The organism is Burkholderia sp. JPY481 (genome assembly GCF_038900515.1).
GTDB classification, from domain to species: domain Bacteria; phylum Pseudomonadota; class Gammaproteobacteria; order Burkholderiales; family Burkholderiaceae; genus Paraburkholderia; species Paraburkholderia youngii.
In genome coordinates this window covers 124168-137381 of record NZ_JAYMRT010000015.1, presented here as the reverse complement: position 1 = coordinate 137381, position 13214 = coordinate 124168, and the positions used below count along the sequence as shown (strand labels likewise).

Annotated in this window: 10 protein-coding genes and 2 pseudogenes; 4 read left to right on the top strand and 8 right to left on the bottom strand. The window is 63.1% G+C overall.

All coding sequences use genetic code 11. The annotated features are described in order from the left end of the window. Nucleotides 1–99: 99 nt before the first annotated feature. Entirely contained in the window at nt 100–1995 is a 1896-nt protein-coding gene (locus tag VSR82_RS29425; RefSeq protein WP_429457526.1) for a hybrid sensor histidine kinase/response regulator, read from the top strand. Nucleotides 1996–2033: 38 nt separating this feature from the next. Here the strand turns inward: VSR82_RS29425 and VSR82_RS29420 are convergent, their stop codons facing one another. From VSR82_RS29420 to VSR82_RS29405, 4 genes are all read right to left on the bottom strand, one after another. Further along, complete coding sequence (locus tag VSR82_RS29420; RefSeq protein WP_498858289.1) at nt 2034–2777, bottom strand: response regulator transcription factor; 744 nt, start codon at nt 2775–2777, stop codon at nt 2034–2036. Between the two features lie 389 nt (nt 2778–3166). Further along, the gene (locus VSR82_RS29415; RefSeq protein WP_368585307.1) at nt 3167–3370 is read right to left on the bottom strand and encodes a hypothetical protein; all 204 of its coding nucleotides are present in this window, start codon (nt 3368–3370) and stop codon (nt 3167–3169) included. After that, nucleotides 3345–4349: a cytochrome d ubiquinol oxidase subunit II gene (cydB, locus tag VSR82_RS29410; RefSeq protein ID WP_498858288.1), complete on the bottom strand. Its 1005-nt coding sequence runs from the start codon at nt 4347–4349 to the stop codon at nt 3345–3347. Before cydB ends, VSR82_RS29415 begins: the two co-directional genes overlap by 26 nt. Before the next feature lie 22 nt (nt 4350–4371). Beyond that, entirely contained in the window at nt 4372–5796 is a 1425-nt protein-coding gene (locus VSR82_RS29405; RefSeq protein ID WP_429457533.1) for a cytochrome ubiquinol oxidase subunit I, read from the bottom strand. Nucleotides 5797–6325: 529 nt separating this feature from the next. Here VSR82_RS29405 and VSR82_RS29400 point away from each other — a divergent pair. From VSR82_RS29400 to VSR82_RS29390, 3 genes and pseudogenes are all read left to right on the top strand, one after another. Further along, nucleotides 6326–7146 (top strand): annotated as a pseudogene (locus VSR82_RS29400) (alpha/beta fold hydrolase). Between the two features lie 365 nt (nt 7147–7511). Then, entirely contained in the window at nt 7512–8309 is a 798-nt protein-coding gene (locus VSR82_RS29395; RefSeq protein WP_498858287.1) for an NAD-dependent epimerase/dehydratase family protein, read from the top strand. Between the two features lie 72 nt (nt 8310–8381). Beyond that, a pseudogene (locus VSR82_RS29390) lies at nt 8382–9357 on the top strand (MFS transporter). A gap of 379 nt (nt 9358–9736) precedes the next feature. On the opposite strand, the gene VSR82_RS29385 reads toward VSR82_RS29390, so the two are convergent. The 4 genes from VSR82_RS29385 to garL all read right to left on the bottom strand — a co-directional run bounded on the left by VSR82_RS29385 (nt 9737) and on the right by garL (nt 12984). Further along, nucleotides 9737–10027, bottom strand: a complete 291-nt coding sequence (locus tag VSR82_RS29385) for a contact-dependent growth inhibition system immunity protein (protein WP_368585312.1) — start codon at nt 10025–10027, stop codon at nt 9737–9739. A gap of 9 nt (nt 10028–10036) precedes the next feature. Continuing rightward, complete coding sequence (locus tag VSR82_RS29380) at nt 10037–10870, bottom strand: RNase A-like domain-containing protein (protein ID WP_368585313.1); 834 nt, start codon at nt 10868–10870, stop codon at nt 10037–10039. Nucleotides 10871–11257: 387 nt separating this feature from the next. After that, entirely contained in the window at nt 11258–12187 is a 930-nt protein-coding gene (locus VSR82_RS29375; RefSeq protein WP_410849939.1) for a 2-hydroxy-3-oxopropionate reductase, read from the bottom strand. Further along, nucleotides 12184–12984: a 2-dehydro-3-deoxyglucarate aldolase gene (garL, locus tag VSR82_RS29370; protein ID WP_429457540.1), complete on the bottom strand. Its 801-nt coding sequence runs from the start codon at nt 12982–12984 to the stop codon at nt 12184–12186. Before garL ends, VSR82_RS29375 begins: the two co-directional genes overlap by 4 nt. Between the last annotated feature and the right edge of the window lie 230 nt (nt 12985–13214).

Sequence of the window (13214 nt, the reverse complement as noted above, 5' to 3'; positions counted from 1 at the left end):
CAGTGCTTCGTCTCAACGAAGTTGCCATGCCCCCGCGATCAAGCTGCGCGGGATCGGATCAGGCGCTATCGCGCTAACGCCGACAGAGGAGACCGCCCGATGCGGGCCGACCCGATCCAGCGTGCCATCGACGAAGACCTCGTGCGCGTGCTCTACGCGCAGGACCCGATCGCGTTCTTTTCGCACTGGTTTTCGATCGCGGTGCTGGTGGCCATCTACTGGCCGCATGTGCCGGCGCCGCCGTTGTTTATCGCGTGTTTCGTTTTTTATGCGCTCGCCAATTGCGCGGGCCTCGCGCTGTGGATCTGCAATCGTCGCTATCCGCAGTTGGTGTCGCCGCGCGACTGGATTTATTTGCACGCGCTGCGTGGCGTGCTCCTGTACAGCGGGCCGGGCTTCGCGGTGTGGTTCGCGTTCCAGAGTCCGCAAACCGATCTGCCGCTATTGCATACCGTGCTGCTGGTGACGCTCGCGGCCGGCGTGTTCATGTCGAATGGGTTCGATCTCCTCAATTTTTCGACGTCGATTCCGTTTCTGCTGCTGCCATCGATCGTGCTGCATTTCGGTTCGCATACGTTCGATCGCACGATTCTTGCGATCGTGCTCGCGTTCTTCTTCTGCGCGATCAACGTCTACGCGATGAGCTATCGCAAGCTGTTTCGCCAGGTCGTGCAGGCGCGTGTCGATCAGCAGTACCTCGCGGAATCGCTGGCCGCGCAAAAGCGCGTCGCCGAAGAAGCGAGCCTCGCGAAGACGCGCTTTTTCGCGGCCGCAAGCCACGATCTGCGCCAGCCGCTGCATGCGATCGGCCTGCTCGCGGCGTCGCTGAACGACCCTGCGGCGACGCCCGCGCAGCACGCGAAGACGGCCGGGCACATCGTCTATAACGTCGAGGCGCTCAATCAGCTGTTCAACCAGGTGCTCGATCTCGCGCGGCTCGAAAGTGGCGTGACCCAGGTGATCCGGTTGCACTTCCGGCTCTCCGAGCTGTTCGAGCGGGTCGGCAGCCAATATCGTCCGCAGGCCGCGGCGAAGGGGCTCGCGCTGCGCATCGCGCCGACTTCGATGGTCGTCTACGACGATCCTGTGCTGCTCGAACGGGTGTTGAGCAATCTGCTGTCGAACGCCGTGCGTTATACCGAGCAAGGCGCGATCTGGCTCGGCTTCCGGCGCGCGGGGCGACAAAAGGGCGGCTATATCGAGGTGCGCGATTCGGGCGTCGGCATCGCGCCGGAGGAGCACGGGCGTATTTTCGAGGAGTTTTACCAGGTCGAGAATCCGCAGCGCGACGCGCGTCAGGGGCACGGGCTTGGCCTGCCGACCGTCAGGCGGCTCGTCGGCCTGCTCGGCGGCGAGTTGCAGCTGCGCTCGGCGCCCGGGCGCGGCTCGGTGTTCCGCTTCGCGGTGCAGGCGGGCGACGGGAGCGGCATCGTCGCGAGTCTGAACGATCCGGTCGCGGGCGGCCCGGCTTCGCTGGGGCGGCGTGTGCTGTGCATCGACGACGAGCCGTCGATACTAGAGGGCCTCGCGAGCCTGCTCGAGCGCTGGGGCTGCGAGGTGCGCGGCGCGCGCGACGAAGCCGGTGCGCTCGCCGCGCTCGCGGACGGCTTCGTGCCCGACGCGGTGCTGTGCGACTACCAGCTCGCCAATCACCGCACCGGCGCGCAGGCGCTCAGCGCGATGCGCGGCGCGCTCGCGCGCGAGGGGCACGGCAATGTGGTTACGCTGCTGATCACCGGCGATATGGCGTCGGCGGAGCTGGCGGCGCTCGCGTTGCAGGGGATTCCCGTGCTGCACAAGCCGGTCACACCGGCGCGGCTGCGGCGCACGCTGGAAATGCTGTGGCAGCAGGCCGAACTCGACAAGGGTCGGCCGGCGGGCGCAGTCGTGTTGGGAGATGCGGCGGGAGAGGTTGGTTCAGCGCAGTCGCCGGCAGGGGGCGGCTCGCCGCAAACCGAAGCGGGCTCCGGGGCGCAAAGCGAAACGCAGCCTTAGCAACGGGAAGCAGAGACGGTTGACGCTGCGGCGCAGCGCTATAGCGTTTTCCCCGCCTCCAGCCATCCATTGATTACCGCGATCGCCGTCGAGCGGTTATGCACGCCGAGAGCGCGAAAAATTACCGACAGATGCACCTTCACGGTCCCCTCGGCGACGCCGAGATCGCGCGCGATCATCTTGTTGGTCCAGCCGCGATGCACGAGCCGCATGATGTCCTGCTGACGCGGTGACAGGTTCTCCAGCAGATGCTGCTGGTGCGGCTGCAGCGACGGCGCCGACCTGAGCGGTTCGGTCTGCGCGGCGACGCTCGGGGGCGGCATACCTGCCGATGCATCCGCTTCGGCCCCCGCGCAGCCGGCCGCCTGGGTTTCGCGTGTGCCGAGCAGACTCAGCGCTTCCATCGGCACATAAGCGCCGCCGGACAGCACCAGTTCGATGGCCTTCAGCATCACGCTGGCGGGCTGGCGCTTCGGCACGAAACCGAGCGCGCCGGCCGCGAGCACCGCACGCATCTCGTCGGGCGATTCCTCTGCGGACAGCACCACCACCGGCAGCGCCGGATTCGCCTTCAGCAGCGATTCGAGCGACGTCGCGCCGCTCATGCCCGGCATATGCAGATCGACGATCGCCATATCGTGATTGGCGTCGGGGCGCGCGGCGGTCGCAAGGGTTTCCCAGCTGTCGGCTTCGTCGAACTGGGCGTCGGGATCGAAGCCGCGCAGCATGCCTTTGACGCCTTGCCGGATCAGTTCATGGTCGTCGGCTACAAGAAACTTCATGATGTCTCCGCGAGTCGAGCCGGTCCGTTGAGGGCTGCCGCCGATGCACATTCCGCCCTGGCGGGCTGCGCACTTGCAGCGCAATTAACTGCGGTACTCATGACACACATCATGGCCGGTTTTCCGCGCTTCTTGGTCGATCCCACGGACCCCGGCACGTTCCAACTCGCCGGGGTCCCGCTCCCTTGCCGTGCCGCGCGCCGCTCGGCTGGGCTGCGACGCGCGTGGCCGGCTGCCGGCATCGTTCGATGCGCTTCGTGATGTTAAGGCAGGTCTCCCGCGCATAGGTTCCGGCTTGCTACGTAGACGAGCCGTGCGAAGCTTTTTTGAAGCGCTGGCGCGCGATCCGGCAGGTTATGCCCGCCGGATCGACACGGGTTCGCGCGCCGCTATCCGACCGCGAATAGCGTCGCTTTCATCAGAAGCTTGAAGGCGAAACCGAGCGACATCGCCGCGGCCACGCCGAAGCACCAGAGCGCGATGAACCAGAGCCAGCCCGGCAGCTTGCGGCCGGGCGCTGCCGCATTGGCATTGGCAGCGGGAGTCGACGCGCGGACACCCCGCTTTTCAGTGATAGTGATGTTGGTCGCCATGACGCACCTTGCCTCGAAAGACCCAGTAACCCATCGTCGTATAGGCGACGATGATCGGCAGGATCACCGCCGCGCCGGCCAGCGTGAACGTCTGGCTCGTGCGTGGCGCGGCGGCTTCCCATAGCGTGATGCTCGACGGAATCGCGTACGGCCACAGGCTCAACAGCAGCCCGAGATAGCCAAGCAGCACGAGCGTCAGCGCGAGCACGAACGGCGTGTTGTGGTGGCGCGCGCGCACCGCGCGATGCATGAAGAACGCGCAGATCGCGACGAGGAACGGCACCGGCAGCAGACGATAGAAGATCCCGTCATGGAACCAGCGTTGCGCGATGCCCGCATCCATCAGCGGCGTCCACAGGCTCACGATCGCGATGAAGCCGAGCAGCACCAGCGTCAGCGGCCAGACCACGCGATGCAGCCGGCGCTGCAGGTCGCCTTCGGTCTTCGCGACCAGCCAGCAGCAGCCGAGCAGCGCGTAAGTCGCGACGAGCCCGAGGCCCGTCAGCAGGCTGAACGGCGTGAGCCAGCCGAACGCGTCGCCGGCATACGCGCCATCGACGACCGGAATGCCTTGCAGGAAAGCGCCGAGCACGATGCCCTGGAAAAACGTCGCGCCCGCCGAGCCGCCGATGAACGCGAGGTCCCACAGGTGCCTCGTGCGACGCGACTTCGCGCGGATCTCGAACGACACGCCGCGAAAGATCAGGCATACGAGCATGAACACGAGCGGCAGATAGAGCGCCGACAGCACGGTCGAGTAGACCACCGGAAACACCGCGAACAGCGCGGCGCCGCCGAGCACGAGCCAGGTCTCGTTGCCGTCCCACACTGGCGCGACCGTGTTCATCATCAGGTCGCGCTCTTTCTCGTCGGGGAAGAACGGAAAGACGATGCCGATGCCGAGGTCGAAGCCGTCCAGCACGACGTACATGAAAAGGCCCAACGCGATGATCGCGGCCCAAACGACGGTTACGTCCATATTCTTTCTCTCGTAGCGTGGGTTAGACGACGTCGATCATCTGATCGGCGGCGGACAGCGGGCGGCGCGCGGTCTGCGCGGGCGTCGGCTGCGGTGTGTCGTGCGGCGTGTCGTGCGGCTTGCCGCCAGGCAGCGCGGGACCCGAGCGCATCAGCTTCAGCATGTAGTAGATGCCGGTGCCGAACACGAGGAAGTAGACGACCACGAAGGTCATCAGCGACAGACCGACCTGCTGCGTGGTCAGCGGCGACACGGCCTGCGACGTGCGCATCACGCCATAGACGACCCACGGCTGACGGCCCGCTTCGGTGGTGACCCAGCCGGCCAGCAGCGTGATGAAGCCGCTCGGGCCCATTGCGACGCACAGCCGCTGGAACCACTTCGCTTCGAACAGACGTCCACGGCGATGCAGCACCCAGGCCGCGATCGACATTGCGATCATCAGCACGCCGAGGCCGGCCATGATGCGGAAGCTCCAGAACACCACGGCCGAATCCGGCCGGTCCTCTGGCGGGAATTCCTTCAGCCCGCGGATTTCGCCGTCCCAGCTATGCGTGAGGATCAGGCTGCCCAGGTGCGGGATCGACACCGCGTAGTGCGTGGTTTCGGCCTTCATGTCGGGGATGCCGAACAGATTCAGCGCGGTGCCGCCTTTTTCGGTGTCCCAGATGCCTTCGATCGCCGCGATCTTCGCCGGCTGATATTCGCGCGTGTTCAGGCCGTGCTGATCGCCGATGAATGCCTGGATCGGCGTCAGAATCAGCAGCAGCCACAGCGCCATCGAGAACATCTTCTTGACGGCGGGATCGCGTCGGCCGCGCAGCAGATGCCACGCGCCGACCGCCGCGACCACCAGCCCCGCGACGATGAACGCCGCCAGCGCCATATGCGCGAGCCGGTACGGGAACGACGGATTGAAGATGATCTTGAACCAGTCGAGCGGCACGACATGGCCGTCGACGACCTCGAAACCCTGCGGCGTCTGCATCCAGCTATTGGACGCGAGGATCCAGAAGGTCGAGATCAGCGTGCCGATCGCGACCATCAGCGTCGCGCCGAAGTGCGCGCGCGGACTCACGCGCTGCCAGCCGAACAGCATGATGCCGAGGAAGCCCGCTTCGAGAAAGAATGCGGTCATCACCTCGTACATCAGCAACGGACCGGTGATGGGCCCGGCGAAACTCGAGAAGCCGGACCAGTTGGTGCCGAACTGATAGGCCATCACGACACCGGAGACGACGCCCATCCCGAAGGCCACTGCGAAGATCTTCGACCAGAACAGACAAAGATCTTTGTAGTAGGCCTTGCCGGTTCTCAGCCAACGCCATTCGAGAACGGCAATGAAGCTGGCGAGACCGATGCTGAGCGCGGGGAAAACGATGTGAAAAGAAACCGTGAACGCGAATTGAATGCGCGCGAGATCGAATGCCGATAGTGCCGAGTTCATGATCCTGTTGTGCGTGATTGCCGCGTGAGTGAATTACGCGCGTCGACCGATGTCGGTGCGCACTGCGCTTGGCAGATGGCGCAAGAGTAGGGGATCGAAACAAAATGTGTTGCAATGCGGTGTGCGTCAAAAAACCGCCTTGTTTTATGCGAAATGCGCGAATCGAAGAGGCAAGCCGTTGATGAGTCTCAAGTTTCCTTTAGCGGCCGAGGCAGGGCCGCGTGTGCGTCGTTGCATGTGCTGCGTCAATCGACCGCGCTGCAGCAATGCTTGTCGCGCAGCCTTGCGCGGCAAGGTCGCGAGCGGTGCCCGTCGTCAGCCGACAATCGATACATCCAAACCGACTTCGTCGGTTCGCGCGCTAGTCAGCCGATTTTTTTATCTCTACGATTCGGCCGTTTCCGTAGTTCCGTGATTCATTGCCGTATTCGCACGGCGTTCTGTCATGCGTCGCGCGCATGCTTCGTGAGCAGCTTCCGCTTCATCCACCTGCCGGCGACGGCAAACTTCAACGACAAGGAGTTAGCAGATGAGCACGATCAGGACGAAAGACGGTACTTCGATTTTCTATAAGGACTGGGGCAAGGGTCGCCCGGTCGTGTTTTCGCACGGCTGGCCGCTGACCGCCGATGCGTGGGATGCGCAGATGCTGTTTCTCGGCAGCAAGGCTTTCGCGTGATCGCGCATGACCGGCGCGGCCACGGACGCTCGGAGCAGCCGTGGGACGGCAACGAGATGGACACCTACGCCGACGACCTTGCCGCACTGATCGAACATCTCGACTTGCAGGACGCGACGCTGGTCGGCCATTCGACGGGCGGCGGCGAAGTCGCGCATTACATCGGCCGACACGGCACGGGGCGTGTCGCGAAGGCCGTGCTGATCGGCGCGGTGCCGCCGCTGATGCTGAAGACCGCCGATAATCCGCTCGGCCTGCCGATCGACGTGTTCGACGGCATCCGCAAGGGCGTCCTCGACGATCGCTCGCAGTTCTTCAAAGATCTGGCCGTGCCGTTCTATGGCTATAACCGCGAGGGCGCGAAGGTGTCACAGGGCGTGATCGATTCGTTCTGGCGCCAGGGCATGGCCGGCTCGATCAAGGGGCTATACGACTGCATCAAGCAGTTCTCCGAGGTCGACTACACCGAAGATCTGAAGAAGATCGACGTACCGACCCTGGTGCTGCACGGCGACGACGACCAGATCGTGCCGATCGACGCAGCCGGCCGACGCACCGCGGAGATCGTCAGGAACGCGACGCTGAAGGTCTATGCGGGCGGCCAGCACGGCATGTGCACCGTGGAGGCCGACAAGGTCAATGCCGACCTGCTCGAATTCATCGGCGCTTGAGCGATCAGAAACGCGTGATCAGGTGATTTGCTGACTGCCCGGGCGGCGTTCAGACGCCGCCCGCGCCGAATGCCGGGCGACCGCGGGCGTCAGGCGATTCACTTCTCGAACAAAAAACCCCTCATGGTCATACGATGTCGCATGAAGGCGATATCCGTATGTCTTTGTTTTTTAAGAGGCTACCAAACGCCTCATATGCAATTTAAGGGTAAATGCGGAGTTGAAATCCGCCGGTTCATCATCGATAGTACGTTATCGTACAACTTGGGTGTGTTATGCGACGCGCACAGCGCGATCCGCCGGCTGCTCAATCCCTCTGTCTGTTCTCTGTAGACCTCGCGCGCGGCGCAGTTAAAGGAACCCCTATGAAGAAGATTGCCCTGAGTGGCGCCGGCGGCCAGCTCGGCTCCGTGGTACGTGCTGAATTCGTCGCGCGCGGCGTGCCGTTGCGCTCGGCCGCTGGCTCGAAAGTGCTGACGCCGCTCGTCGACGGCGAAGACGTGATGAACGGCGACCTGCGCGATCCGGCGGTTGTCGACCGTCTGCTGAACGGCGTGGACGTGCTGATCCATTTCGCCGGCACGAGCGTCGAGCGTCCGCTGCCCGAGATCATCGAGAACAACCTGCGCGGCCTCGTCGAAGTCTACGAAGGCGCGCGCCGCAACGGCGTGAAGCGCATCGTGTTCGCGAGCTCGAACCACGCGATCGGCATGTATCGGGTCACCGAGCATCTGAGCCTCGACTGCGAACTGCGCCCGGATGGCTTTTACGGTCTGTCGAAGGTGTGGGGCGAAGCGCTCGCGCGCATGTACTGGGACAAGCACGGCATCGAAAGCGTGTGCGTGCGCATCGGCAGCTGCCTCGAGCGTCCGACCGAGCAGCGTCACCTGAGCACCTGGTTCGGCCATCAGGACCTGATGCATTTCCTCGATCGCTGCATCGAAGCGGAAGAGGTCGGCTTCCTGACCATCTGGGGCGTGTCGGCCAATACGCGCAGTTGGTGGGACAACAGCGTCGGCGCCGCGCGTCTGGGCTACGAGCCGAAGCAGAACGCCGAGGACTACGCTCAAGACATCCTCTCGCGCCCGAATCCGCTCGATGAACTGGGCCAGCGCTTTCAGGGCGGCAGCTTCGTCGGCATCGACTACTCGCGCAAGGACTAAGTCCCGGGCAGTTCGACGGGCAATGCATCACGAGGAGATCGCGTAACGAAGATCAAGGGTATTCGCTGGTGGATGGTCGCGCTGGTCGCGGTCGGCCTGATCATCAATTACCTGGCGCGCAACACGTTGTCGGTCGCGGCACCGACGATGATGAAGGAGCTCAACATCACGACCGAGCAGTACGCGCACGTGGTCGTGGCGTGGCAGCTCTGCTATGTGTTCATGCAGCCGGTCGCCGGTTTCGTGCTCGACACGATCGGCACCAAGATCGGCTTCGCGGTCTTTGCGCTGGCATGGTCGGTGGCTTGCGCGGCGGCGGCATGGGCGACGGGCTGGCGCAGCCTCGCGGGTTCTGCGGTCTCCTCGGACTCGCCGAATCGGCGGGTATTCCGGCTGGCGTGAAGGCGACGAGCGAGTGGTTCCCGGCGAAGGAGCGGTCGGTTGCGATCGGCTGGTTCAATATCGGCTCGTCGCCTGGCAAACGTTCAATGCGTGGATTCCGCTGTACATGATGACCGAGCGTCACATGAACCTGAAGGAAGTCGCGATGTTCGCGTGGATGCCGTTCCTTGCGGCTGATATCGGCTGCGTGCTCGGCGGTTATCTGAGCCCGCTGTTTCACAAGTACGCGAAAGTGTCGCTGTTCACGTCGCGCAAGATGGTGTTCGTGGTCGGTGCGTTGTTCATGATCGGGCCGGCTTGCGTCGGTCTCGTCGAGAGCCCGTACATGGCGGTGGCGCTGCTGTGCGTCGGTGGCTTCGCGCACCAGACGCTGTCGGGCGCGCTGTACGCGATCACGTCGGACATGTTCGGCAAGCACGAAGTCGCGACCGCGACGGGCATGGGCGGCATGGCAGGGTATCTGGGCGCTGCCGCGTTCACTGCGCTGTTCGGTGTGCTCGTCACGCAGATCGGGTATAGCCCGCTGTTCGTCGTGCTGGCAGTGTTTGATCTGATTGCCGCGGTCGTGGTGTGTCTGTTGGCCAGGAGTTCGGAGAAGAGGCCGGAGCCGATGTGGGTCGCGCCGGATGCGGTGACGGCGAAGTAAGGCGAAAGTACGGTCGGCTCGTGTGGGCCGATCCGGCGAAAGAAGCGGCGCGCAAGAGTAGGTGCCGTTTCTTTCGTCAGGTTTGCGGCCGATTGCGAGATTGCAGTCTTGCGCCCCGAGCGTTACAGGCGCAAACAGATTAATCGCCCAGCAGACGTTTTAATTCGTCAAAGAACAATGCGGTTATGTATCCCCACAATTTCCGATAAAAATTAAATCCATAGTCTTCGTAAGATTTTTGTCGCCTAACAGATCGCTACCCTGGTTCAGATATCCACCAAACAGGGCGTGGAACTGAGGATATGACTCTTCGTTCATCATTTGAGGGATCTGAGGCGGTTGACCGGATGCAGAGCGGTGGCGCGAGCATCGCGACAAATTACTCGCTGAGAAGCCTTTTTAATTCGTCAAGAAATGAGGCAGTCGTGTAGCCCCATAACTCCGGAGAAAAATCTTGGCCATAGTCGTTTCTGAACGCCGAATCCAGATCCTCCCGGTGCTCGCTCATGAATGAATTGATTTCGTGAACCATCTCGAGGTGGCTCTCGCGTGGGCAGTCTCTCTTGTAGCAAGCGATGATTTCGGGAATCGTATCTCCCCATATATCGAAGTCCTCATTCAGGTATGCGCCAAACAGCTGATACATTTTGGGGTAGCGAGTTGACAGCATAAATTCTCTCTATTTAATGTAAGCAGTAACAATATAGTATGGCATTCCGTTGTAGGTTTGATATTTCAGAACGACTACAACCTCATTCATGGGCGTCAGTTTCCCTGTCTCCCTCGTTATGCCATAGCCGACGTTACCCGCCACGCGCCGCGTCAAAGCGAGAGGGCCGCCTCTGCCCGAAGACTGCGCCCATTCCCGAATGATGGTCGCATTGGCACGCATGACTTCTGAGATGGCTGATTCGGCCCGCTCGAGGTTCGTGAACGACGAAACCTTCTCTCGACGCGGCTCGAGTTTGAGTCTTTCTCGCAACTGCGCTTCGGTCCGTCCGACATGCTTCAAGAGCGTGTGTCCGCCAATCCCGCTCCCTGCCTTCGCTTCGTGCATGTCCAGACTGATCCGGCCCATCGCGATACGCGAAGCCCGTATAGCCTTGATCGAACTAGCAAAGCCAAACGGCACGACCATATCGAGCCACAGACCGATATTGTTCGCCATATCGGGGCTGGCCTTCATCGCTTGCGCGAGTTTCGTCGTGCCCTGTTGGGTCAGCGTCGCCGTATCTCGCGCCGTCCAGATCTGACGCAAGCCAGCGGCCGCCGTGTCCGAGCCATGTACGCCGAACACAACGCATCCAGCCTTGCTCGCCATGGTCGGTTCAGGCATCACACACAGCGCGCCGGCCCCGACCATTTCCAGCAAACCGCCGACAAGTTGCAATCCGCCCCATAACCGGTTGGAAATCATTTCGCTGTGGCTGATCGATTGACGGGTCAGCACCGCCGCTAGTTGCGGCGCACTCACCACGACACGCACGCCGTCTCCATCTTGTTCGCCCGACATTCGGTATCCCTCTGTGATTGAGGCCGCCAAGATAGCTGTCGACCAAAGGCACAGGAAATGGGCGATGGATGATTCTTGTGTCCCATTAATCCGATGGCTGCGAGTCATTGACTGCATATCGCTCGTAGTCATGCACTAGCCACGCGGCTTAACGCACGGGAGCAGACGGCAATCCGAGGAGACACGGGGCGGGGAGTCGCCATCGCTAAGCACGATACGAACGTGTCGCGTTAGGCGGCGAAAGAACTCTACGGCCGGAAGAGGGAAAGGGCAGCATGCGCGAACTACGCACGACGCCCAGAAATGCAGAGTGCAATCGAGCCGCCCATCGGTCACATGAACACCGACGGACAACCCGATCGCAACTATGTTCGAACCTACCTCAAATCACGCAGTCTTCTGCCCAATCTCGTGATTCGCGAGCACTTCGAGCGCGCGCACCATCGCCGAGTGGTCCCACGCCTTGCCGCCGTGCGCGACGCACGCGTTGAACAGCGCCTGGCAGGTGGCGGTGTTCGGCAGCGACACGCCGAGCGCCTGCGCGGTCGACAGCGCGAGGTTCAGATCCTTCTGGTGCAGCTCGATGCGGAAGCCCGGATCGAACGTGCGCTTGGTCATACGCTCGCCGTGCACTTCGAGAATGCGCGACGACGCGAAGCCGCCCATCAGCGCCTCACGCACGCGCGCCGGATCGACACCCGCCTTCGACGCGAGCAGCAGCGCTTCGCCGACCGCCTCGATGGTCGCCGCGACGATCACCTGATTGGCGACCTTGCACACCTGACCGGCGCCAACCGCGCCGATCAGCGTGACGTTCTTGCCCATCATGTCGAACATGGGCTTGACGCTGTCGAACGTGGCCTGTTCGCCGCCGACCATGATGGTCAGCGAGCCGGCCTTCGCGCCGACTTCGCCGCCCGACACCGGTGCGTCGAGGTAGTCGGCGCCGGTTTCGCGCACGCGCGCCGCGAAGTCGCGGGTCGCCATCGGCGAGATCGAGCTCATGTCGACGACGGTATGGCCGGCGCGCAGCGCGCTCGCGAGGCCGTTTTCGCCGAACAGCACGCGCTCGACGTCCGGCGTGTCCGGCACCATGATGAAGATCACGTCCGCGTTGGCGGCGACCGCGGCGGGGTTGTCGCATGCGACGGCGCCGGCCTGCGTCAGTTCGGCGGGCACGCCGCTACGCGTGAACGCGGCGAGCGGCACGCCGTTTTTCAGAAGGTTGGCGGCCATGGGCTTGCCCATGATGCCGAGTCCGATAAAGCCTGCTTTTTTCATGGAATGCTCCGAAGATGTCGTGGCGGCCGCGTTCAAGCTTCGCCCGCCGGTTTCTGCATGAAGTGTTTCTGCGCCGCCTGAGCGGCGCCCTTGAGCAGCCCGAGATCCGCGCAGACGGCGAGGACGCGCGCGCCCATCGACAGATAACGTTCCGCGTCGGCCTGCACCGGCGCGAGAATGCCGCTCGACTTGCCGGCCGCCTGCGCGCGCTCGAACACATGCGCGATCGCCTGCTGCACGTCCGGATGGCTCGCGTTGCCGAGGTGGCCATACGATGCCGCGAGGTCGGACGGACCGATGAAAACCGCGTCGATGCCGTCCACCGCGAGGATGCTGTCGATCGCCTCGACCGCCTTGCGGCTTTCGATCTGCGGGATCACGCAGATGTTGTCGTTGGCGAGCGCGAAGTAGCCGGACACGGTGCCATAGCGGTTGCCGCGATGGCCGACCGACACGCCGCGGATCCCCTGCGGCGGATAGCGCGTTGCGGCGACCGCGCGGGCGGCGTCCTCGGCGCTGTCGACGAACGGCACGAGGAAGTTCGAGAAGCCGCTGTCGAGGAATCGTTTGATCATGACGCTGTCGTTAGCCGGTGGTCGGACGACCGGTGCGCTGCCGCTGTCCTTGAGCGCCATCAGTTGGGGGATCAGCGTGAGCACGTCGTTGGGCGCGTGTTCGGCGTCGAGCAGCATCCAGTCGAAGCCGACCGTGCCCAGCAGTTCAGTGGCGATCGGACTGGCAAGCGATGCCCAACAGCCGATCTGGGTTTTTCCCTCGCGCACCGCGCGCCGGAAGCGGTTCGGCAAGGATTCGTAAGGCGTGACGGCGGGCATGCGGGGTCTCCTCGAACGACGATGGATCGGGAATAGCGCTTCGACGACCGCAGTAAAACCGCGCAGAACGCAAGGTTATAAGTCGTCGTATGACTAACGGCAGGTTAGCACTGAGCCCCTCCGTTGTAACGGTCGTGTATACCCGAATGACCCCGTCCGACAAGCGTTTCGGGTTGCATGGAGCCCCCGGAATGTTGTAGGATGACCTATATCTGAAGCCTTCATTCAAG

Bases quoted from the DNA above. Each gene is read 5' to 3' on its own strand.
- VSR82_RS29425 (WP_429457526.1), top strand. From the start codon at position 100: ATGCGGGCCGACCCGATCCAGCGTGCCATCGACGAAGACCTCGTGCGC.
- VSR82_RS29420 (WP_498858289.1), bottom strand. From the start codon at position 2,777: ATGAAGTTTCTTGTAGCCGACGACCATGAACTGATCCGGCAAGGCGTC.
- VSR82_RS29415 (WP_368585307.1), bottom strand. From the start codon at position 3,370: ATGGCGACCAACATCACTATCACTGAAAAGCGGGGTGTCCGCGCGTCG.
- cydB (WP_498858288.1), bottom strand. From the start codon at position 4,349: ATGGACGTAACCGTCGTTTGGGCCGCGATCATCGCGTTGGGCCTTTTC.
- VSR82_RS29405 (WP_429457533.1), bottom strand. From the start codon at position 5,796: ATGAACTCGGCACTATCGGCATTCGATCTCGCGCGCATTCAATTCGCG.
- VSR82_RS29395 (WP_498858287.1), top strand. From the start codon at position 7,512: ATGAAGAAGATTGCCCTGAGTGGCGCCGGCGGCCAGCTCGGCTCCGTG.
- VSR82_RS29385 (WP_368585312.1), bottom strand. From the start codon at position 10,027: ATGCTGTCAACTCGCTACCCCAAAATGTATCAGCTGTTTGGCGCATAC.
- VSR82_RS29380 (WP_368585313.1), bottom strand. From the start codon at position 10,870: ATGTCGGGCGAACAAGATGGAGACGGCGTGCGTGTCGTGGTGAGTGCG.
- garL (WP_429457540.1), bottom strand. From the start codon at position 12,984: ATGCCCGCCGTCACGCCTTACGAATCCTTGCCGAACCGCTTCCGGCGC.